Raw genomic sequence first — 20,161 nt, 5'->3', positions numbered from 1 at the left:
CCACCTGCGCGGAAAATTGCCGTCATGCCCATGAAAGCCATTGCAAAGCCCGCCAACTCACCCAAAGCCGCCACGCCCATGGCCTTCGCCAGAAGCATTTCGGCCGCCTATAAGCGCTATTGCCAAAGCCCATCAGAAGCCCTGAAACGGGCACAGATCACGCCAGCACAACTCAAACAAGCCAACACCCACATCACCGCCCGCCAGATGGAGCTTCTTTCAGGCGCCGCCATGCAAGAGCTGGGCGACGAAGGCCTGGGCGCCTTCAGTCGCAAACTGCCCTGGGGCAGCTACGGCATGCTGGCCCGCGCGTCCATCAGTTCACCCAACCTGGGCGTGGCCCTCAAACGCTGGTGCCGCCACCACGCACTGATTGCCGACGACATCACCTTGCGCCTAAGCACCTCCGGCGACACCGCCGCCATCAGCGTTGAAGAGAAGGTGCCTGGCCAGGTCGGTGAGTTTGCTTTGGTGCATGTGCTGCGCAACATCCACGGCCTGGCCTGCTGGTATGTGGATTCGCGCATTCCGCTGCAAGGCGCAAGGTTTCCATTTGTCGCGCCGCTGCATGTAGAGGCCTATGGGCTGATGTTTCCTGGGCCGTCACTGCAGTTCAATGCCGCGCAGGCCGAGATCCGGTTCGACGCGCGCTACCTGGCCTTGCCGCTGCGGCGTGACGAAAAGGCCTTGCAGCAGATGCTGCAGCGCGCTTTGCCGCTGACGGTGCTGCAGTACCGGCGCGACAGGTTGCTGGTGGAACAGGTGCGGCAGGCGCTGGCGGACCCTGCGGTGGCTTCGCACAATGCAGAGACCTTGGCTGCGGCGCTGAACATGTCAGCGCGCTCATTGCACCGGCAGCTTCAGGAAGAAGGCGCTTCGCTGCAGCAGCTGAAAGACGAGGTGCGGTTTGAGAAGGCGAAGGAGTTGTTGCTGCGGACCTCAAAGCCGATCAAGCAAGTGGCTGACGCTTCGGGGTTCCGGAATGAGAAGAGTTTTATTCGGGCGTTTCAAGTATGGGCGGGAACATCGCCAGCGGGATTTCGACTAAAGAACTAGCGCTATCGGCAACACGTCAACTGCGCGACATTCACCAAGGATTGAGGCCGACTTGAACCGCTAATCGAAGTCGTGTCCAAACACAAATCGCGATTGCATTGTTAGCGCCATAGCGCCATCATGAGGAAAAAGAGAGGGAACATGGCTAAAGAACATTGGGACGGAGATATTTTCGAGCGCTCCGCTTACGCGGATAAGTGGGCAAAATTCCTCATCCAAAAGGCAGCGATACATTCAAACGGGGTGACTGTTGCACTGGATGCGCCATGGGGCGCCGGTAAATCGTTCTTCGTTCAACGGTGGGCTGAAAGCCTAAAAGCAAACCACCCAGTTGTAATCTTTGACGCTTGGAAGAATGACCACGTTGACGACCCTATGGTGGCGTTCATTGCAGAGCTGACTCAGGCCATCAATAAACTCAAAAAGGAAGCGGGGCTTTCAACGACAGTCGCAAAAAAGATCGAAGCCCAATCGGCAGTGATGGTCAAGAGCATGGGTAAAGCACTAATGCCTGCCGCGAAAGTCATTGGAAAGTCAGTGGTGCGCAAAGTTATCGGACTGGAAACCGACGAACTACTCGCAGCGATTGAGACTGGGAAAACATCGGAAGCCATCGAGATATCGGGTGCAGCGTCCGCAGAAATTGTTGGAAAGGGAATCGAGCAGTTCATGCAAAAAACGCTTGAAGGCTACCAGCAACGTCGACAAGGCGTAGAGGCATTTCAGCAAGCGCTCGGTCAGTTGGTACAACTCGTTGAAGAGAATGCAGACTTACACAAACCGCTCTTCGTCTTTATCGATGAGGTAGACCGCTGTCGACCAGACTTCGCTATCAGACTTCTTGAGGAGGTAAAGCACATCTTCAGCGTGAAGGGCATTGTGTTTGTCCTCTGCGTAAATATCGACCAACTTTCGAAATCAGTACGTGCTCTGTATGGATCGGATTTCGATGGTCAAGGATATTTGCATCGATTTTTCGATCTGGAATTTCGATTACCCCGCCCCACCAATTTGAGTTACGCAAAACTGCTGCTTAAGGAGTCGAATTTGCTTGGAATGCACGTCTTTCAGGAGATGTATGTGCAGGGCGGACTTGAAGATTTCACGGCACGCTGCTTTGCGGATATCGCTGAGTTGTTTGGTCTCTCCTTGAGAGAACAGGAGCACGTTCTTAACTCAGCCAGTCTTGCTGCTACTGATTTAAAGGATCAAACTTTGCATCTGCACTGGCTTTTTTATCTGGCTGCACTGAAATACAAGCTACCACCCTGGTTCGCACGGCTCAGCGAGGGATCCGCAGTAGAAGAGGATATTACAAAGATGGGGCCTTTTACTTCTCAGCCCAACGCTACCGTCGCCATCTATGCAAAACGTCAAGAGAATAGTAGCCATTGGGTAGAGAAAAGTATGACGCTTTCTACCCTTATGCAGGTCTACTACACGGTGTGGTCGATGACATATGAACAAGCCGTGCAGTTGGTCAGAGGCGATCCGACCTTTAAATCCGACATAGCAACGTCCTTCATGCAAGGCAGGCGCAGCTCTACAAATAATCAACGGATCCCAGGTCCGCAAACTTATGTGGATGCCGTGGCGACATGCGGGTTACATGCGTAAACAGGTATGCAAACTAGAAGAGAAGTCCAGAGGGAAACGAGATGAAGGTATTGACGGCCAGGATTACCAATTACAAAAGCTACCTCGATTCAGGCGAGATCGAATTCGATTCTGGAATGAATGTGGTGGTGGGGAAAAACGATGCAGGCAAGAGCGCATTTATTGAGGCTCTAAGCCTAGCTTTCACCGCTAAGCCACACAGAAGTCAAACTACGGCACCAGCGATTTCTTCTCAAGTAAGGCCTTCGAGTGAGGTAGAAATGCTGTTTCAGCTTACGCCCGCTGACGCGAAGGTTTATCTCGCCCAATATGCAGGACTCTCTTTCGCGCTTGATCAACAGCTTCATCCACAAGCGCAAGCCCTTGCGAATGCAGCTCTAAATGTGCCGTTCAAGTTACGATGTAGCTGGGTAGATGGTGCTCCTCAAAGCTCCGTGTTCCGTGACAACACGTTCACGACGCGCGGCCCGAAAATCGAGATAAAAAACGCTGGGTATCCAACAGACCTCGTTTTTGATGTGGGTAACGTATACAGCCCCATTCCAGATGCCGCCAATGCGCTACGGGACGAATTGCGCAAGCGTATTTACGGCTTCAAAGCAGAGCGCTTGGGGCGCTCCAATTTTTCTGCTGGCGGCTCGCTAACCCTGCATCCCGATGCGGGGAACCTTTCAGAAGTACTTAATTCTCTGGCAGCAGGAGACCCTCACCGGTATGCCGTGCTTATGCGGCACTTAAGGACTGTATTCCCGGAGATCGAGTGGGTAACTACCGAAATATCTTCCCAGCATGCCGTAGCAAAAGTTTGGAACATACCAATCGAAACTCAGCGCCGTGATTTAGCAATTCACCTGTTTGACAGTGGAACGGGAATATCTCAAGTATTGGCAATACTTTATGCAATTGTGACGTCCAATGATCCACAACTCATATGCATCGACGAGCCCCAAAGCTTCCTTCATCCCGGAGCTTTTCGGAAGTTGTTCGAAATCCTTCGTGCTTACCCCCAGCATCAATACATAGTCACCACTCACTCCCCCTCCGCACTTCTGAATACCGATCGCATTTTCATAGCGCGACGTAATTTGCAGGAAACAAAGATTGTTCAGGTACCAGCTGAGTCTCAAGAAACCTCACGAGACTTTTTACTTGAGGTAGGTGCACGATTAAGCGATGTATTTGGGGCGGATAGCGTTCTTTGGGTTGAAGGTAAGACGGAGGAAAATTGTTTCCCAATAATCTTGCGTGAGGTTGCCGCTAAACCATTGGCAGGAGTTCAGATTCTCAGTCTTATTCAAACTGGAGATCTCAACAAAAAAGACGCCTCGAGAATTCTCGGCATCTACACGAGCCTGAGTCGCGGGCCGACCTTAATGCCGAAGGCTTTGGCATTTATCCTAGATGACGAGGGTCGCTCAACCAAAGACAAGACCGATCTCAACAGGCAAGCGGCTGGGTTAATAAGCTGGCTACCTAGGCGCTTGTTTGAGAACTATCTTATAGACGCCTTGGCGATTTCCAACGTCATCAACGCTGGAGACCCCGAAGCAGCCACCACAGAAGAAACCGTTTCCGACTGGCTAAAGGCTCACGCTCGAAAGAAGAAGTTTTGGAAGTTAACGGACCCCATTGCGCCCTATCCATCTAAAGAATGGACTAAATGCGTGCACGCCGCCGAACTTCTAAGCGATGCTTTTTCATCGCTAACGGAAGCGCGTCTTACATATGACAAGGTGAAGCACGGAGTTAAATTGACTGAAATATTGGTGGCAAGGGAGACTGATGACATGCAAGAGCTGGCAAATTTTCTGGCTCACATTCTTTCGAGCAACAAACCCTGATGTTGCAGCGAAAAGGCTAAACACCTAATTACCGTTCACCTCAAGAGACAGCCGCTTGCCGCTCCCCCAACGCAATATCCAACATCATCTCGCTGGCCAAAGTCCCCAGCTCCTTCTGCAGCGCCCCACAGACAAATTGGCCGGCACCAGCAAATGCGCCTCCACCTTGAAGGTCTGCTTGCCTGAGACGTCACTGCGCACGCTGTCGGTGTGAATGCTCTCGATGCAGATGCCGCTATCGGGCCAGCATCTTCGTCAGGTTGCTGACGATGCCCAGCCGGTCTTCGCCTACCAGTTCCAGTTCTAAACCCTGCCTGCAGGCATACAACTTGCATCCCCATGCGCTAAGCAAAGCAAGTTTGCAGAGCGCGAACTGGCGATGCCCGGCACCCCAACTCTGAAAGCAACCTATGTCATTCACCCGCACCGCTTGCCTGGCGCTTTGCGCCGCGTCCGGCCTGGCGCTCGCAGCCCCCTCCTTCGCGCAAGAGCCCTACCCCAGCCACCCAGTCAAAGTCATCGTGGCGCTGCCGGCTGGTGGCAGTGTCGACATGGTAGCGCGCCAGGTCAGCCAGCAGCTGACCACTGACCTGGGCCAGCCCTTTGTGGTGGACAACCGGGCCGGGGGCTCGGGGCAGATTGGGGTGCCGGTGGTGGCCAAGGCGGCGCCGGATGGCTACACCATCATGGTGTCGCCGGCTTCCTTTCTGACGACAAACAAGAGCATCTTCAAAACCTTGCCCTACAACCCGGAAACCGACTTTGTGGCGGTGACCAAGCTGGTGAACCAGGCCATGGTGCTGGTGGTGAACGACAAGGCGAAGTATGGAACGCCGGCCAGCATTCTGGCGGCGGCCAAGGCCAACCCGGGCAAGCTGACGTATGCCTCTTCAGGTGACGGCAGCCCGCAACACCTGGCGGGGCTGATGTTTGAAAGCCAGACGGGCGCCAAGCTGCTGCACGTTCCTTATAAGGGCGGTGCACCGGCCATTACCGACCTGATCGGCGGCGTGGTGGACATGGCCTTTGCGCCGCTGCCGGAGGCGCTTCCGCACATCAAGTCGGGCAAGCTGCATGCGGTGGGTGTGCTGAGTGAAAAACGCGCCGTTTCTGCGCCGGACATTCCCACGCTGCGCGAAGGCGGCGTGAACAATGTAGTGCTGTCGGCATGGATCGGCCTGCTGGTGCCCGCCAAAACGCCGCAGCCGGTGATCGACAAGCTCAGCAAGTCTGCGAAGGCGTTTCTCAGGGGCGATGCCAAAACCAAACTGCTGGATATCGGCATGGAGCCGGCGCCCGATGAGGCCAAGCCCCTGGCGCAAGTGATTTCAGAAGAGATTCGCATCCACGCCGACCTGGTGAAAGCCGCTGGCCTGGTGCCGCAGTAAAAGCGAAAGGCGCCGGCGGGGCTGGGGCGCGTGCCCCAGGCAGCCCTTGATCAAAAGCTAAGCCAAAGCCCCAGCGGTAACGCCTTCAATCACGCTTCGCGCGTTGCTTGCAGCCGCAAAGCCCATGTTCACGTACGCGTTGCTCGTGACACCGCCGATGTGGGGGCTCAGGATGAGACCCGGCTCGTTCTGGAAGGGGTGCCCTGGCGCCATGGGTTCCACGCTGAAGCTGTCCAGGCCTGCAGAATGGACTTGTCCGCTGCGAAGGCCTTCGAGCAAAGCGGCCTCGTCTACCAGCCCACCGCGCGCCGTGTTGACGATGATCACACCTCTTTTGCACTTGGCCAGCGTGCTGCCATTCAGCAGGTTGCGGTTGTCGTCCGTCAGCGGGCAATGCAGCGAAATCACATTTGCGTTTTGCCAAAGCGTTTCGAGCTCGACCCGTGTCATGAATTCCGGCAGCTCTTTGGCGTATGGGTCAAAGCCCAAGACCTCCATGCCCAATGCACTCGCCATGCGTGCAAAGCGCAGCCCGATGGCACCCAGGCCCACCAGCCCGACAGTCTTGCCATACAGTTCCACGCTTTTGTGGGTGGCCTTGTCCCAGTGGCCGGCGCGCATGCGCGCGTCCAGCACGGGAATTGACTTGGCGCAGGCGAGCATTAATGCCAGGGCCTGCTCGGCGACGGCATTGGCGTTGGCGCCGGCCGCGGCACGCACTTCGACACCCCGCGCGGCGGCGGCCACCTTGTCGATGGTGTCGGTGCCGCTGCCGTGCTTGGAGATCACGCGCAGGGACGGCGCCGCCGCGATGGCGGCAGCACCCACCTTGCTGTAGCGCACGATGATGCCCACCGGGTCGTACTGCTTGCAGAGGGCGACGATGTCTTCTTCCGTCGGCGTCTTGCCGGCGTAGATGACTTCGTAGCCCTGCAGAAGTGCCAGCGCTTCGGGTGCAAGGTCTGCCGCAGTGACAAGAATGACGGGTTTCATGACGGACTTTATGGCAGGTTGCCCATTTCTCACAGCGACTCGCCTTCTTTCAGCACACCGGCGCTGCGCAGCGCTGACTCCAGCCACTTGGCCGCTGTGTCGCCTTTTTTGATCGCCGCTATCCGTGCGTTTTCGTCAGCCACCTTCTTCGCAGCTAGCGGCAGCAGGGATTCGATCTTCCCGCGCTCCACCACGACAACGCCGTCCGCGTCGCCCATCACGAAGTCGCCCGCATGCACAGTGACGCCGCCTGCCGTTACCGGGTGGCCGATGCGGCCCGGGCAGGTTTTGGTGGGGCCGTTCGGGTTGTACCCGGCCGCAAAGACAGGGAAATCCATCTCGTCGATCTCCAGGGTGTCCCGCACTGCGCCGTCAATGACAACGCCGACGATACCCAGCTGTTTGCAGGCGGTCATCATGATGGTGCCCATCAGCGCGGCGGTGAGGTCACCCTTGCCGTCAATGACCAACACATCACCCGGCTGTGCCAACGACATGGCCGCGTGAATCATCAGGTTGTCGCCAGGGCGAACTTCAACCGTGAGAGCCGTTCCGGCAAATTTCATGCGCGGGCGCAGTGCCTTGATACGCCCGTGCATCGCACCCCGGCGGCCGGCCACGTCAGCCAGGATGGCGGGCTGGAATTTAGCGGCTTCGCGCACAACGGCGGCCGGCACGCGGTCAAATTTGCGGATGATGTCTTGTGTCATGTCAATCTACTTTCGCACCGGATTCTTTGACAATCTTGCCCCAGCGGGTGATGTCTTCCCGGATCAGTTTGCTGAATTGCTCCGGCGTGCTGCCTGCCACGTCGGCGCCCTGGTCGCGCAGCTTCTTGCGCAGGTCGGCCGCCTGCAACGCCTTGTTGATGTCGGCGTTGAGTTTGGCGACGACATCCTTTGGCAGGTTCGCAGGCCCGGCAATACCGAACCAGGTCACGGCCTCAAAGCCCTTGTAGCCGGACTCGGCAATGGTTGGCACCTGCGGCAGGTCTTCGGTACGTTTGGCCGACGTGACGGCGATGGCGCGCATTTTTCCGTTCTTGATGTGGCCAATGAGCGTGGGGATGGATGACACATAAAGCTGCACCTGCCCGCCAATCAGGTCGGTGGCTCCCTGTGCTGCACCTTTGTACGGCACGTGCGTCAGCTTGACGTCTGCGGCCTTCTGGAAGGATTCGGTCGCGAGGTGTGCGACGGTGCCGTTGCCGGAGGTTGCGTAGTTGAGGGAGCCGGGTTTGGCCTTGGATGCCGCAACGATGTCAGCGAGCGTCTTGTACGGCGAGTCCGCCGCGACGACGATGACCAGCGGCGCACTCGCCACGAGGCTCACGGGCGTGAGGTCCTTCACGGGGTCGTACGGAAGCTTGGCATACAGGCTCGTGTTGATCGCCAGGTTGCTGGTCTGGCCGAGCACCAGCGTGTAGCCGTCTGCCGGTGACTTCGCCACGGCGTCTACACCGAGGTTGCCGCCAGAGCCCGGCTTGTTGTCAACGATGAAGGTGTAGCCCGGGCCCATGAGCTTGTTCGTGACTTCGCGGGCGATGATGTCGGTGCCGCCGCCGGCCGGGAACGGGACGACGAGGCGAATGGGTTTGGTGGGCCAGGCCTGCGCAAAGGCGCTGGTGGCCAGGGAACACGCGACGGCAGCGGCCAGCGCGTAACGGCGGGAAAGTTTCATGTATGTCTCCAAGGCTCCGCTTTAAACAATAGCTGCGGTATGGGTGTGACTGTAGGCGCGCGTTGCACGCCATACAATACCGTTTCATACAGTGAACCATGGTGCGGCATGCGCAACGATCCGATAAATGAGCCAGTTGAGACAGGCGGCGGCGTCATCGCGGTGACGCGGGCGCTCTCGCTGATGGAAGCTTTTGAGGTGGGCGAGTCAACGCTTTCGCTGGCGGAATTGAGCCGGCGCTCACACATGCACAAGACCACGGTGCTGCGCCTGGCGCGCACGCTGGCCTTGTCGCAATACATGGTGCAGGCCGACGACGGCCAGTGGCGGCTGGGGCCGGCCGCCGGCTGGCTGGGTGCGCGCTACCAGGCCGGGTTTGACGTCAATCGCATCGTCGAGCCCACGCTGCACGAGCTCGTTGAGGCAAGCGGCGAGAGCGCGTCGTTCTACGTGCGCGAAGGCGACATTCGCGCCTGCGTGGCGCGCGTCGAAGGGCCGCAATCGGTGCGGCACCACGTGCGCGTCGGGGAAAGGCTGCCCTTGAACAAGGGCGCGCCGGGGCGTGTGATCCTGGCCTTCAGCGGCGCAGCGGGAGAACCCTACGAGTCGATCCGTGAACAGGGGTACCAGATCTCGATGGGCGAACGCGAAGCCGAAGTGGCCAGCGTGGCGGCGCCGGTGTTCGGCCTCAACTGGCGATTGCTGGGGTCCATCTGCATCTCGGGCCCGAGTGCGCGGCTGTCAAAGACCAAACTGATGAAGCACGCAAAGAGCGTCATCCGCGCGGCGAACCAGCTGTCGTATGCACTCGCCGGAAGCAAGTCGGCTCAGACGCCGCGGGCGGTCTCGCGCTGGCATCCTTGAAGGCGGCTTGTCAGCCGTCTTGGGGTTCGCCTGAAAAAGAGATGGTGCCGGGGGCGGATATGGCCCTGGAGGATGACTTGCATCAAGGCGCGGTTTTTCTCAATCGACCGCTTCCTGCTCAACCAGACGCCTGATCTTCAACGCTTTCTCGAAGTGGTCCAGCCGGTGCGTTTGGATCCACCATTTTGCGGCCTCCATCAGGAGTTCCGGGTTGTCATTCTTGTTGGCAAAAAACGCGTAGAAAGACACGCCGACGTTTTCGCCTTTCTCTCTGATCTTGTTTTCGCAAACATCGATTATTTTCTGTTTCAGGTGGGCGCGCATTTGCATCCTCACGCCTTCGCCGACATCTTGAGCGCCAAAGCAAGATAGTCACGAACATGTTTGCCCGTGATGTCTTCAACTGATGCCAATTTGATGTGGCGACGGAATTTGCCTTCGCCCTCGAGCACTTTGAACTTGTCCGGCAGTGATGCGCCCTCGCCGAACTCCAGGGAGACGTGTTTTGCGTATGAGAACACCCCACAAAACGGCTTTACAGCGGAGAACAGGAGCCCACCGTATTTCACCTCTTCAGAGATCGAGGAATCCAGGCCAAGGATGATTTTTCTCAGTGCTTGCACAAGCTCGAAGCGTTCAGAATCAAGAAGACGTATGTCGTCGAGTAATTTTGAGATGCGGTCATTGGTCATGGTTTCAGGATTTGTAGTATTGCTTGAACTCAGGGCTATTACAGCAAATCATGATTTTCGTTACTGCCACCACTCTCAGCCACCACGCCGGACAAACCGAATCTCAGCTGACTTGCCGGCAACCTGCCGCCCTTCCAAGCGAAATATCTTAAAACTCGCGCACGATCAACCAGGCACACAAGCCCACCACCAGAACCCCGGCAGCGACAAGCCCGGTCATTGTGGACATCCGGCGCTGGCGTTGACTGCATGGCAGGCAGTAATTGAAGGTTGCGCCTTTGTAGTGAGGCAGAGGCAAGAGCAGACCCGACCCGCCGCAGGCGTAACACCTGCCCTGCGCATTCCTCCGCTTGCCCCGGCGGTCACGCCACACCTGGATGATGAGCCCAACGATGGGAAGCACACCCAAGCCCCCAACAACCAGCACCGCCACAACGATTTCAACCATTGCTATTCCGTACTCTTAGCTCACTTCATGCCCGAGATGCGTATTGACTTACCCGACAGCAAGCTGCCGCTCCCCCAACGCAATATCCAGCATCATCTCGCTGGCCAGGGTACCCAGTTCCTTCTGCAACGCCTCCACCGACAACTTGGCCGGTACCAGCAAATGCGCCTCGACCTTGAAAGTCTGTTTGCCTGAGACGCCGCTGCGCACGATGTCGGTGTGAATGCTCTCGATGCTGATGCCGCGCTCGGCCAGCATCTTTGTCAGGTTGCTGACGATGCCCAGGCGGTCTTCGCCTACCAGCTCGAGTTCAAACACGCGCAGGGCGGCGGGGGTGTTGGCGCCGTCGCTCTTTGCCACCACCACTTGCAGGCCGCTGGACTGCAGGCCGCGCAGTGAGTTGGCGAGGTTGTCGGCGTTTTCGCGCGGGACTTCGAAGTGGACCATGCCGGCGAATTCACCGGCCAGGCGTGTCATGCGGCTGGCGGCCCAGTTGGCGCCGAAGCGTTGGGCTTTGTCGGCCAGAGAGCTGACGATGCCTTGCCGGTCTGTGCCGACGATGGAGACGACCAACGATGTGTTGGCGGATGAGACCTCTTCGGTCAGCACCACGGCCTTGCGCAGCATGGGCGCGCGGGTGGCGAAGGCCGGGTCTTGCACGTCGGCGGGCAGGCTGCCTTGCAGGCGGGCGTGGTGCACGACTTTGCTGAGCAGCGCCAGGCCCATGGGCGCCAGGGCGCGTTCCCACAGTTCGCGGGCGGTTTCGCCTTTCTTGACAAAGCACCAGTCTTGCGCGGCGATGGCGCCGGCGTCCCAGCCGTCGGCCAGGTGATAGACGGAGCCGCCGGCAATCGGGTCGCCTTCCAGAATCGTCCATTCAACGGCTGCGATGCCGCGGTGGCGTGGCAGCAGCGAGGGGTGGTAGCCGATGCCACCCAGGCGCGAGCGCGCAAGGGCGTCGTCGCTCACGCGGGCATGCGTGTGCGCGGCGATGATGAGCTCGGTGCCTTCGGCAATCGCCTCGCCGGGCACAATTTTCGGGTTGGCCAGCACGTGCACGGGGATGCCGGCGGCGCGGCCGGCAATCGCCAGCCGGTCGTCTTCAGCCGGGGCGACGATGCTGGTGAACTCAATGCCTTCTTCTTTGCGAAGCGCCTCAAACACCGAGGCAGCGAAAAAACGGGAACCGACCAAAGCGCATTTCATGGACACGTCTCTTTAGGAATGAAGTGATGAATTAAAACGGAAGCGAACATAAAAAAGGGAGCCGAAGCTCCCGATGAGAAACAGCCGCTCAGGCCGCGACAGCCTGGCGCGCCTTCTCGGTCAGGCCGATCTGGTCGAGTGCGGCGGCGAGCTGGCCGACGGTGCGGTCAGACTGGTGCCACTTCTCGAGGCCAAACAGGCCGACGCGGAAGGTCTTGAAGTCTGCGGTCTCGTCGCACTGCAGCGGCACGCCGGCGGCCGTTTGCAAACCCTGGGCAAGAAATTTTTTGCCGGACTGGATGTCGGGGTCTGTGGTGTAGCTGACGACCACGCCCGGGGCCTTGAAGCCTTCGGCGGCCACGCTGGGCAGGCCGCGGCTTTCAAACAGTTTGCGCACCTTGCTACCCAGGGCTTCCTGCTCGGCTTTGACTTTGGCGAAGCCGTAGTCTTGCGTTTCTTTCATGGCAGCGCGCAGGCGCGTGAGGGCGTCTGTGGGCAAGGTGGCGTGGTAGGCATGGCCGCCGTTTTCATACGTTTCCATGATCTGCATCCACTTCTTCAGATCACACGCAAAGCTGGAGCTGGCGGTGCTGTCTATCGCGGCGCGGGCGCGCTCGCTGAGCATGACCATGGCACAGCAGGGTGAGCTGCTCCAGCCTTTTTGCGGGGCAGAGATGAGCAGGTCAACGCCGGTGGCCTTCATGTCGACCCACATGGCGCCGGAGGCGATGCAGTCGAGCACAAAGAGGCCGCCCACGGCATGCACCGCCGCGGCCACGGCCTGCAGGTAGCTGTCGGGCAGGATCATGCCGGAGGCGGTTTCTACGTGCGGCGCAAAAACGAGCGCGGGCTTTTCTTTGGCGATGGCAGCCACCACATCCGCGATGGGTGCGGGCGCCCAGGGGGCTTGCGCGCCGGGGCCGGTCTGCCTGGCCTTGAGCACGGTGTGCGACGCGGGGATGTGGCCCATGTCAAAGATTTGCGTCCAGCGGTAGCTGAACCAGCCGTTGCGAATGACCATGACATGCTTGCCTCCCGCAAACTGGCGGGCCACGGCTTCCATGCCGTAGGTGCCGCTGCCGGGCACCAGGGCCACGGCGTGCGCCTTGTACACGTCTTTGAGGATGCGCGAGATGTCGCTCATCACGCCCTGGAAGCTTTTTGACATGTGGTTGAGCGCGCGGTCGGTGTAGACCACCGAAAACTCGAGCAGGCCGTCAGGGTCAACGTTGGGAAGGAGTCCGGGCATGGTGTTGTCTCTCAAATCGTTATTAAAAGTCGGGCAGCCAGCTTAACAGGATGAGGCGATTTTGGCAGTGGGGTTATGCGTGGTGGCTGGAGGCCCCAGGGTGTGGGAGCGGCGTGGGAAGGCTGTGCGGCGGGCGCTCCGGGGGCACCGTCTGCTATTTATTTCATAGCGGCTCGCGCAGATTCTTATTGGGCTGCAGGCACTTTTTATAGGCAAAAGTTGATACAAATCAAGAATTTGGGCGGTTTGGGCGCCTTGCGGTGCACCACACCCGCCGCCACACCCCGCCAGCCCTTCCTGATGCAATCCTGATGCGGCCGATGGTACGCTGGGCTTCTGATGATGAAAGCTGCTGAACCTACACCCGCCACCGGCACAAGTTTGCGCCACTGGGCCATCGTGGCCGTGCTGCTGGCAGCCGCCACCGGCGGCGGGCTGCTGCTTGACAGGCAGGTCACGATTGCCAGCCAGGCCATGCTGTATGTGCTGGTCGTGGTGGTCGTGTCTTACACCATGGGCTGGAAGGAGTCCGTGACCTGCGCGATAGTGGCCGTGACCGCGCTGAACTACTTTTTTGTGCCGCCGCGCTTTACCTTCGAGGTGGAGAGCCGGGATCACCTGATTGCGATTTTCAGCATGCTGCTGGTGGCGCTGGCCATCAGCCACCTGTCTGCGCGGCTGCGGCGCGAAACGGCCGTGGCCCGCCTGAACGAAGAGCGGGCGCGCCAGCTGCAGGGCCTGGCCACGCAGTTGGCAGCTGCAGCAAACGCTGATGAAATTGCGGCACTGGGCCAGGCGGCGCTGGATGAGGCCTTTGAAGGCCCCTGCCTGCTGGGCACACGGCAAGCCGGCGGCGAACTCTCGAACGCCGCCGTGCTGGAGCCCTCAGTGCTGGACGGCATGAAGTGCTGCATGCGCGAAGCGGCCACGCTGGGGCCCGGCACCGGGCGCTGGCCGGGGCTGAACGCCTGGTACCTGCCGCTGGGCGACAAGACGCAGATGCACGGCGCGGCCCGGGTAGAGCCCGCGCCGGCACACGACACCGGCGGGCGTGAACATGCCGAGGCGCTGTGCGCGCTGCTGGGGCAGGCGCTGTGGCGGCTGCAGCTCAGCCAGTCGATGCAGGCGGCGCAGGGCGAGGCGCAACGCCAGCAGGTGCAAAGCACTTTTCTGGCGGCCATTTCGCATGACCTGCGCACGCCGTTGGCAACCGTGGTGGGCGCGGCATCAGCGCTGCAAACGCAGGGCGACAAGCTGGCCCCGGCCGAGCAGGCGCGGCTGCTGGGCAGCATTGTGAGTGAGGCCTCTTATTTATCGACCGTGACGGAGAACACGCTGCAGCTGGTGCAGCTCTCCAACACCGCGCAGCCGCCGGCGCGGCAATGGGAGTCGCCGGAGGAAATTGTCGGCACCGTGCTGGCGCGCGTGCGCAAGCGCGATACGCAGCGCCGCATCACCTCGGCCGTGCAGGCCGGGCTGCCTCTGATCAAGGCCGACCCGGTGCTGCTGGCGCAGCTGGTCGACAACCTGCTGGACAACGCGCTCAAGTACAGCACCGGCGCGATTGCGCTGTCGGTGGAGGCCCAGGGCAACACGCTGCGGCTGGCGGTAAAGGACAGCGGTCCGCAAATCGCAAAAGACAAGTACGAGGCCATCTTTGCGCCCTATGCACGCGGTGACCAATCCGGCCCGCGCGGCGCGGGCCTGGGACTGGCGCTGTGCCGTGCCATTGCAGAGGCGCACCAGGGCCGGCTCACTTTATCGTCGCGCCGTGATGTTGGCGAACCAGGTGAAGGCAATGTCTTTACGTTGACGCTGCCCATCGAGGCGCAGCAACCCGCGGGGATGCAGCCATGAGCCTGCGCCTTCTGGTGGTGGAAGACGACCGCGACCTGCGCGAGCTGATGCGCGCCTCGCTCTCGGTGGAAGGATTTGAGGTGCAGACGGCCGTGTCGCTGAGCGAAGCCGCGGCGCTGGTGCGCAACGACCCGCCCGACGTGATTGTGCTGGACCTGGGCCTGCCCGACGGTGACGGCGCAGAGCTGGTGCAGGAAGTGCGGCGCAAGCATTCACTGCCCATCCTCGTGGTGTCTGCCCGGCACCAGGAAGCGCAAAAAATCAAGCTGCTGGACGCGGGCGCCGACGACTACCTGACCAAGCCCTTCAGCGTGAGCGAGCTGCTGGCGCGCATACGCGTGGCGCTGCGCCACCGCGGCACGGCCCTGGCTGCGGCCGTAACGGTGCATGAACTTGATGGTTTGCGTGTGGACCTGACGCTGCACACCGCGCAGCTGCACGGCGAAACGCTGCACCTGACGCCCACCGAGTTCAAGCTGCTGGCGCGGCTGGTTCGCAGCGCGGGCCGCGTGGTGACGCACCGGCAGCTGCTGGCCGACGTGTGGGGGCCGGAGTACACCGAGCACGTGCATTACCTGCGCCTCTACATGGCGCAGCTGCGCGCCAAGATTGAGCAGGAACCGGCCGAGCCCCGGCATTTACTGACCGAAACCGGCGTGGGTTACCGGCTGGCGGTGGACTGAAAAGCCCCAGCTTACGCCCACTTATGCTTTCCTGATGCCCGCCGGCCGACAGTGAGGGCTTCTTCACTGAGGGATGGAATGTATGGGAAATGTCGCAACGACTGCGAATGCTGCTGCAGAGGGCCAGGCCACAGCCGCCAACAACAACACGCGTAAAAAAGGCCACCGCGAAGGCGTGGCGGCGCTGACGCTGGGCGCGCTGGGCGTGGTGTACGGTGACATTGGTACCAGCCCGCTCTACACCATGAAGGAAATCTTCAGCCCGGCCACGGGCGTGCCGCTGGATGCGGCGCACCTCATAGGCGCGGTGTCGGTGATTTTCTGGGGCCTGATGATGATCGTCACGCTCAAGTACATCCTGCTGATCTTGCGGGCCGACAACAATGGCGAAGGCGGCATCATGGCGCTGACCGCGCTGGCGGCCAAGGCGGCAGGGCACAACCCGAAAGCGCGCACGGCCCTGCTGCTGACGGGCGTGCTGGGCGCGGCGCTGTTTTACGGCGACAGCGTCATCACCCCGGCGATCTCGGTGCTCAGCGCGGTCGAAGGCCTGGAGGTAGTGACGCCCGCGCTCAAACCCTACGTGCTGCCGGTGTGCATGGCGGTGCTGGTGGGGCTGTTTGCGGTGCAGCGTTTTGGCACGGGCCTGGTCGGCAAGCTGTTTGGCCCGGTCATCGTGCTGTGGTTTGGCGTGCTGGCCTTTACCGGCGCGATTGAGATCGCGCAGCAGCCCGGCATATTGGCCGCGCTGAACCCGCTGAACGCCATTCGCTTTTTAAGCGCGCAGGGCTGGCACATGTTTGTGGCGGTGGGCGCCATTGTGCTGGCCTTTACCGGCGCTGAGGCGCTGTATGCCGACATGGGCCACTTCGGCAAGCGGCCCATCCAGTTTGCCTGGGGCGGCCTGGTGCTGCCGGCGCTGGCCATCAACTACATGGGCCAGGGGGCGCTGCTGATGCGCGACCCGGCGGCGCTGGAAAATCCTTTCTATCGCATGTTTGCCGAAGCCTGGCTGATTCCCGCCGTGGTGCTGGCTACGCTGGCTACGGTGATTGCATCGCAGGCCGTCATCTCGGGTGCTTATTCGATGACGCGGCAGGCCATACAGCTGGGCCTGCTGCCGCGCATGAGCGTGCTGCACACCTCGGCGCGCGAGGCCGGTCAAATCTACATGCCGGGCGTGAACTGGCTGCTGCTGGCGGCCGTGCTGGCCACGGTGCTCGGCTTTGGCAGCTCGTCTGCGATGGCGGCAGCCTACGGCATTGCAGTGACGATCACCATGCTGATCACCACCTTGCTGACTTTCTTTGTCATACGCCAGGGCTGGCGCTACCCCTTGCCGCTGGCGATTGCGGCCACCGCCGTCTTTGTGGCGCTGGACCTGCTGCTGGTGGTGTCGTGCATGCTGAAGTTCATGCAGGGCGGCTGGTTTCCGCTGGTGATGGGTGTGGCGATCTTCACCGTGATGGCGACGTGGCGGCGCGGACGCGAGTTGCTGGTAGAAAGCATCCGCCACGACGACCCGGAGCTGTTGCCCTTTGTGACGGCGCTGTCGGCCGACAGTGTGAACCGGGTACAGCGCACTGCGGTGTATGCGGTGGCCAACCCCGACACGGTGCCGCAGGCGCTGATGCACAACCTCAAGCACAACCAGGTGCTGCATGAACGCAACCTGATCCTGACGGTGGTGTTTCATGAAGTGCCGTGGATACCGTTTACCGAACGTGTGCAGGTGCAGCCGCTGGCACCGGGTTTCTGGCGGGTAGAGGTGAACTACGGCTTCAAGAACACGCCCGACATTCCGAAAGCGCTGGAGCTGTGCAAGGCCCAGGGCCTGCCCATCAACCTGTTCGAGACCTCGTACTTTTTAAGCCGCGAAATCGTGGTGCCCACCCGCGGCTCGGGCATGGTGCACTGGCGCGAGGCGCTGTTCGCCCTGATGTCGCGCAACGCAGGCAGCGTGGCGGGGTTTTTCAAGCTGCCCAACAACTGCGTGATTGAGCTGGGGACGCGGGTGCAGATTTGAGGGAGCCAGCAAGTGCGCGAAGTTACTATCAAATTGATAGCTGATTGCGCAGACTCCCATTGGGCTGCAGGCACTTTTGATGCCTGAAAACGCCTGTTTTTGACACTTTTTGGCGCTCAAAAGGCACTCAGGCCAGTTTTCAGTTCACACGGAAACGCTATCAAAATAATAGCTGCTTGCGCCCGTTGTTATTGGGTCAGAGGCCTTTTTTGTGCCTGAAAATGGCCCAAAAAGGCCGGTCAGACGCCCGCCCAGCCGCGTCAGGCCTTGCCGTCGTACTGCTCAAAGAAATCGATGGGGTGCATGTCGATGCGCCAGCCGGCCTGCTCGCCCAGCGTGGCCGCCGGATGCAGCGAGGCGGTTTTCACGGCTTCGTCCGGGTTGGCAGCGTCGATGATGAAAAAGCCGCCCACCAGCTCTTTGGCTTCGGTGAACGGGCCGTCGATCTTCTGCGTCTTGCTGCCGCGCGGCTGCAGGCGGATGGCGGGCTCGCCCAGCGAGGCGCTGACGCGCAGCTGGCCGGTGGCCTTGAGCTGGGCGTCTTTGGGCGGGCACTGGCTGACCAGGGCCTGCATGTCGGCGGGCGGCATGGCGGCGAATTCGGCGGGGTTGTAGTAGGCGAGGCAGAGGTATTTCATGGTGTTTCCTTCAAAAAATGGTGACTGACACCTCTACGACGAATGGATTCGACCGGAATCGACAGGCTGGCCACGGAAAATTCCGGCTTTATGCCAGATTCGGCCATGGTCGCATCATGGCGCATGTTGGAAGGCGGCAGCCCCAGCACAGCTGGCGCGGTAGCCCATACCCCGCGCAGCGATGACAGCCCGTAGACAATCAGGCACATTGATGCCAATGTGGAATGCATCCATGGCGATGAGTAAAAGCGGTTTCCCATCTTATGAACTCGTTATCCAGATATTTCTTCAAGGTCCTTTTTGTGGCGTCGAGCGGCCTGACCGCGGCAGGGATTGGCATCGCGTGCTTCCTGCTCATCAATCTTGCACCCACTGTCATCTGGGGTGATGAGATTCTTGTGGTCTCACCCTACTTCACGGGAATCCCCAGCCTGGTGGCTGGATTTTTCGTATTTGCGTGGTTCTTCAAGAACGTGCTGGAGTGGCTTAACTACGGCTTTCAGCCACAGCAGAGGTCCCCTTCGGGGCCGCAATTCATTTTTACAGGAGTCACTATTGCGTTAGGCATAGCAGCGATTTTTACTGCCACGAACGGGCTCTACTCCCAATTCTTCGACCTGGCATGGCGCGAAGAAATCCGGCTGGGCAATGGTGAGCTGAAGGTCGTGGAAACACGCAGAACCTATGAGCGCACCGGCTGGCGGCTGCACGAATTCAAGGATGCACGCCTGCAGAGTACCGAACTCAGTTTTGAACCGGCGGCGGGTGAACCCAAGGTGTCCGTTATCACTCAGTTTCAGCCGATCTACCTGAACCGGTTTGATGGAATCTGGTATCTCGTCCTGGCCGGACTGGATGACAGCTTGAACCAAGCACTGCCTAAAGAAAATTGGGGCAGCAGTTACAACACAATGGGACATCGGCTTGCGACATTGGATGGTCGAGAATTCAAACCCATCTCATGGGAGAAAGCCCCCAGATCCATCGTTTTTCACAACCTGCTGTCGACAACTATTTTTGATCTGGCCAAGGTCAAGGCGACAGAAAAGCACGTCATGACCTTGGGTGAAAAGCAGACCTTGATGTACCGGTACGTCAACACGCCGCCGAGTCCAGATCCGCTCAGAATCACGAGAAGCGAGGCCATGAAAACACCGATGATCGCCGAGTACCGGCAGGCCATTGACGATCTCATCAAACCGCCCTGACTGGCAGATCAGCCCATCAAAGATCTGACATCACCCGGTCGCTTCAGCTCAGCAACGCCGGCAGGTCGGCCATAGCGGTGAACACATGCACCGCACCGGCGGCGCGCAGGGCTGCGGGCGCGTCGTGGCCCAGCTCGGGCGGGCTGTAGCCAAACACCGTGCAGCCGGCCGCCACGCCGGCCGTGACGCCGGTAACAGTGTCTTCGACCACGGCGCAGCGCTTCGGGTCTACCCCCAGCGCGGCGGCGGCGGCCAGGTACACATCGGGGAAGGGCTTGGAGCGCGGCAGCTCGTGCCCGCTGAAGATGTTGCCCTCAAAGAAAGGCATCAGGCCGCACTTTTCCAGCTGCAGCTCGACCTTGAAACGGTCGGCGCCGGACGCGCAGGCGATGCGGCCCTGGTAGGCCGTGTGGATCTGGCTGACGGCCTCGACTGCGCCATGCACAGCCAGCAGCGACTCGACCAGGGCTTCGTTGCGGCGGGCGCGAAACTCCAGCATCCACGCTTCAGTCAGCGGCTTGCCGGTGTGGGCTTCGATGGTGGCGGCTTCGTCCTTGACGGCCTTGCCGACAAACATGGCCATGCATTCGGCCGAGCCGAGCTTCCAGCCGAGCTCTTCCAGCATGTCGCGGAGCACGCCGTTGGTCAGCGGCTCGCTGTCGACCAGCACGCCATCACAGTCAAATAACACGGCATCGAACTTCATCTGTCAGCT

At 60.1% G+C, this 20,161-nt stretch carries 20 protein-coding genes; 9 read left to right on the top strand and 11 right to left on the bottom strand.

Features of this window, described 5'->3' with window-relative positions:
* Positions 1-24: 24 nt before the first annotated feature.
* The 4 genes from AC1DVV_RS17735 (at position 25) to AC1DVV_RS17720 (ending at position 5,902) form a co-directional block, all read left to right on the top strand.
* Positions 25-1,056 (top strand): AraC family transcriptional regulator, encoded by a 1,032-nt coding sequence (locus tag AC1DVV_RS17735; RefSeq protein WP_477702229.1) that lies wholly within the window; start codon positions 25-27, stop codon positions 1,054-1,056.
* A gap of 141 nt (positions 1,057-1,197) precedes the next feature.
* Positions 1,198-2,673: a KAP family P-loop NTPase fold protein gene (locus AC1DVV_RS17730; RefSeq protein WP_477707226.1), complete on the top strand. Its 1,476-nt coding sequence runs from the start codon at positions 1,198-1,200 to the stop codon at positions 2,671-2,673.
* 41 nt (positions 2,674-2,714) lie between these two features.
* Positions 2,715-4,514 carry an ATP-dependent nuclease gene (locus AC1DVV_RS17725; RefSeq protein ID WP_477707225.1) on the top strand — a complete coding sequence of 600 codons (1,800 nt, stop codon included), beginning with the start codon at positions 2,715-2,717 and terminating at the stop codon, positions 4,512-4,514.
* A 410-nt stretch (positions 4,515-4,924) separates the two neighbouring features.
* Positions 4,925-5,902, top strand: coding sequence for a Bug family tripartite tricarboxylate transporter substrate binding protein (locus AC1DVV_RS17720; RefSeq protein WP_477702817.1), 978 nt, complete (start codon positions 4,925-4,927; stop codon positions 5,900-5,902).
* Between the two features lie 57 nt (positions 5,903-5,959).
* Here the strand turns inward: AC1DVV_RS17720 and AC1DVV_RS17715 are convergent, their stop codons facing one another.
* The 3 genes from AC1DVV_RS17715 to AC1DVV_RS17705 are packed head-to-tail and all read right to left on the bottom strand — an operon-like array spanning position 5,960 to position 8,575.
* Positions 5,960-6,895 (bottom strand): hydroxyacid dehydrogenase, encoded by a 936-nt coding sequence (locus tag AC1DVV_RS17715; RefSeq protein WP_477702816.1) that lies wholly within the window; start codon positions 6,893-6,895, stop codon positions 5,960-5,962.
* A gap of 29 nt (positions 6,896-6,924) precedes the next feature.
* Positions 6,925-7,605, bottom strand: coding sequence for an RraA family protein (locus tag AC1DVV_RS17710; RefSeq protein WP_477702815.1), 681 nt, complete (start codon positions 7,603-7,605; stop codon positions 6,925-6,927).
* Position 7,606: 1 nt separating this feature from the next.
* Positions 7,607-8,575, bottom strand: a complete 969-nt coding sequence (locus AC1DVV_RS17705; protein ID WP_477702814.1) for a Bug family tripartite tricarboxylate transporter substrate binding protein — start codon at positions 8,573-8,575, stop codon at positions 7,607-7,609.
* A 108-nt stretch (positions 8,576-8,683) separates the two neighbouring features.
* Here AC1DVV_RS17705 and AC1DVV_RS17700 point away from each other — a divergent pair, with 108 nt between their 5' ends.
* On the top strand, positions 8,684-9,439 hold the full coding sequence (locus AC1DVV_RS17700; protein ID WP_477707224.1) for an IclR family transcriptional regulator: 756 nt from the start codon (positions 8,684-8,686) through the stop codon (positions 9,437-9,439).
* Positions 9,440-9,538: 99 nt separating this feature from the next.
* Here AC1DVV_RS17700 and AC1DVV_RS17695 read toward each other — a convergent pair whose 3' ends face one another.
* The 5 genes from AC1DVV_RS17695 to AC1DVV_RS17675 form a co-directional block, all read right to left on the bottom strand.
* Positions 9,539-9,763, bottom strand: coding sequence for a DUF6500 family protein (locus AC1DVV_RS17695; RefSeq protein ID WP_477666814.1), 225 nt, complete (start codon positions 9,761-9,763; stop codon positions 9,539-9,541).
* An 8-nt stretch (positions 9,764-9,771) separates the two neighbouring features.
* A complete protein-coding gene (locus AC1DVV_RS17690) occupies positions 9,772-10,131 on the bottom strand; it encodes a DUF1801 domain-containing protein (protein WP_477666815.1) in 360 nt (119 codons plus the stop codon).
* A gap of 148 nt (positions 10,132-10,279) precedes the next feature.
* Positions 10,280-10,579: a hypothetical protein gene (locus AC1DVV_RS17685; RefSeq protein WP_477666816.1), complete on the bottom strand. Its 300-nt coding sequence runs from the start codon at positions 10,577-10,579 to the stop codon at positions 10,280-10,282.
* 48 nt (positions 10,580-10,627) lie between these two features.
* A complete protein-coding gene (locus AC1DVV_RS17680; RefSeq protein WP_477666817.1) occupies positions 10,628-11,785 on the bottom strand; it encodes a formyltransferase family protein in 1,158 nt (385 codons plus the stop codon).
* A gap of 88 nt (positions 11,786-11,873) precedes the next feature.
* A complete protein-coding gene (locus AC1DVV_RS17675) occupies positions 11,874-13,034 on the bottom strand; it encodes an aminotransferase class V-fold PLP-dependent enzyme (RefSeq protein WP_477702426.1) in 1,161 nt (386 codons plus the stop codon).
* Positions 13,035-13,376: 342 nt separating this feature from the next.
* On the opposite strand from AC1DVV_RS17675, the gene AC1DVV_RS17670 reads away from it, so the two are divergent.
* From AC1DVV_RS17670 to AC1DVV_RS17660, 3 genes are all read left to right on the top strand, one after another.
* Positions 13,377-14,891 (top strand): sensor histidine kinase, encoded by a 1,515-nt coding sequence (locus tag AC1DVV_RS17670; protein ID WP_477707223.1) that lies wholly within the window; start codon positions 13,377-13,379, stop codon positions 14,889-14,891.
* Positions 14,888-15,574: a response regulator gene (locus AC1DVV_RS17665; RefSeq protein WP_457282848.1), complete on the top strand. Its 687-nt coding sequence runs from the start codon at positions 14,888-14,890 to the stop codon at positions 15,572-15,574. Before AC1DVV_RS17670 ends, AC1DVV_RS17665 begins: the two co-directional genes overlap by 4 nt.
* Positions 15,575-15,656: 82 nt before the next feature.
* A complete protein-coding gene (locus AC1DVV_RS17660; protein ID WP_477689832.1) occupies positions 15,657-17,600 on the top strand; it encodes a potassium transporter Kup in 1,944 nt (647 codons plus the stop codon).
* Between the two features lie 260 nt (positions 17,601-17,860).
* Here the strand turns inward: AC1DVV_RS17660 and AC1DVV_RS17655 are convergent, their stop codons facing one another.
* Positions 17,861-18,238, bottom strand: coding sequence for a YciI family protein (locus AC1DVV_RS17655; RefSeq protein ID WP_457282846.1), 378 nt, complete (start codon positions 18,236-18,238; stop codon positions 17,861-17,863).
* Positions 18,235-18,447 (bottom strand): hypothetical protein, encoded by a 213-nt coding sequence (locus AC1DVV_RS17650; RefSeq protein ID WP_477689831.1) that lies wholly within the window; start codon positions 18,445-18,447, stop codon positions 18,235-18,237. Before AC1DVV_RS17650 ends, AC1DVV_RS17655 begins: the two co-directional genes overlap by 4 nt.
* A 54-nt stretch (positions 18,448-18,501) precedes the next feature.
* Here AC1DVV_RS17650 and AC1DVV_RS17645 point away from each other — a divergent pair, with 54 nt between their 5' ends.
* Positions 18,502-19,446 carry a hypothetical protein gene (locus AC1DVV_RS17645; protein ID WP_457282844.1) on the top strand — a complete coding sequence of 315 codons (945 nt, stop codon included), beginning with the start codon at positions 18,502-18,504 and terminating at the stop codon, positions 19,444-19,446.
* A gap of 43 nt (positions 19,447-19,489) precedes the next feature.
* Here the strand turns inward: AC1DVV_RS17645 and AC1DVV_RS17640 are convergent, their stop codons facing one another.
* Positions 19,490-20,152 carry an HAD family hydrolase gene (locus AC1DVV_RS17640; RefSeq protein WP_457282843.1) on the bottom strand — a complete coding sequence of 221 codons (663 nt, stop codon included), beginning with the start codon at positions 20,150-20,152 and terminating at the stop codon, positions 19,490-19,492.
* Between the last annotated feature and the right edge of the window lie 9 nt (positions 20,153-20,161).

This window comes from Polaromonas sp. P3_B4 (assembly GCF_056402835.1).
Note: the sequence above shows the minus strand (reverse complement) of the source record. Positions and strands in the feature narration are given on the sequence as shown.

Coding starts and splice junctions, on each gene's coding strand:
- AC1DVV_RS17665 (WP_457282848.1), top strand. CDS start 14,888: ATGAGCCTGCGCCTTCTGGTGGTGGAAGACGACCGCGACCTGCGCGAG.
- AC1DVV_RS17725 (WP_477707225.1), top strand. CDS start 2,715: ATGAAGGTATTGACGGCCAGGATTACCAATTACAAAAGCTACCTCGAT.
- AC1DVV_RS17650 (WP_477689831.1), bottom strand. CDS start 18,447: ATGTGCCTGATTGTCTACGGGCTGTCATCGCTGCGCGGGGTATGGGCT.
- AC1DVV_RS17680 (WP_477666817.1), bottom strand. CDS start 11,785: ATGAAATGCGCTTTGGTCGGTTCCCGTTTTTTCGCTGCCTCGGTGTTT.
- AC1DVV_RS17655 (WP_457282846.1), bottom strand. CDS start 18,238: ATGAAATACCTCTGCCTCGCCTACTACAACCCCGCCGAATTCGCCGCC.
- AC1DVV_RS17735 (WP_477702229.1), top strand. CDS start 25: ATGCCCATGAAAGCCATTGCAAAGCCCGCCAACTCACCCAAAGCCGCC.
- AC1DVV_RS17660 (WP_477689832.1), top strand. CDS start 15,657: ATGGGAAATGTCGCAACGACTGCGAATGCTGCTGCAGAGGGCCAGGCC.
- AC1DVV_RS17720 (WP_477702817.1), top strand. CDS start 4,925: ATGTCATTCACCCGCACCGCTTGCCTGGCGCTTTGCGCCGCGTCCGGC.
- AC1DVV_RS17685 (WP_477666816.1), bottom strand. CDS start 10,579: ATGGTTGAAATCGTTGTGGCGGTGCTGGTTGTTGGGGGCTTGGGTGTG.
- AC1DVV_RS17705 (WP_477702814.1), bottom strand. CDS start 8,575: ATGAAACTTTCCCGCCGTTACGCGCTGGCCGCTGCCGTCGCGTGTTCC.
- AC1DVV_RS17700 (WP_477707224.1), top strand. CDS start 8,684: ATGCGCAACGATCCGATAAATGAGCCAGTTGAGACAGGCGGCGGCGTC.
- AC1DVV_RS17695 (WP_477666814.1), bottom strand. CDS start 9,763: ATGCGCGCCCACCTGAAACAGAAAATAATCGATGTTTGCGAAAACAAG.
- AC1DVV_RS17645 (WP_457282844.1), top strand. CDS start 18,502: ATGAACTCGTTATCCAGATATTTCTTCAAGGTCCTTTTTGTGGCGTCG.
- AC1DVV_RS17640 (WP_457282843.1), bottom strand. CDS start 20,152: ATGAAGTTCGATGCCGTGTTATTTGACTGTGATGGCGTGCTGGTCGAC.
- AC1DVV_RS17715 (WP_477702816.1), bottom strand. CDS start 6,895: ATGAAACCCGTCATTCTTGTCACTGCGGCAGACCTTGCACCCGAAGCG.
- AC1DVV_RS17670 (WP_477707223.1), top strand. CDS start 13,377: ATGAAAGCTGCTGAACCTACACCCGCCACCGGCACAAGTTTGCGCCAC.
- AC1DVV_RS17675 (WP_477702426.1), bottom strand. CDS start 13,034: ATGCCCGGACTCCTTCCCAACGTTGACCCTGACGGCCTGCTCGAGTTT.
- AC1DVV_RS17730 (WP_477707226.1), top strand. CDS start 1,198: ATGGCTAAAGAACATTGGGACGGAGATATTTTCGAGCGCTCCGCTTAC.
- AC1DVV_RS17690 (WP_477666815.1), bottom strand. CDS start 10,131: ATGACCAATGACCGCATCTCAAAATTACTCGACGACATACGTCTTCTT.
- AC1DVV_RS17710 (WP_477702815.1), bottom strand. CDS start 7,605: ATGACACAAGACATCATCCGCAAATTTGACCGCGTGCCGGCCGCCGTT.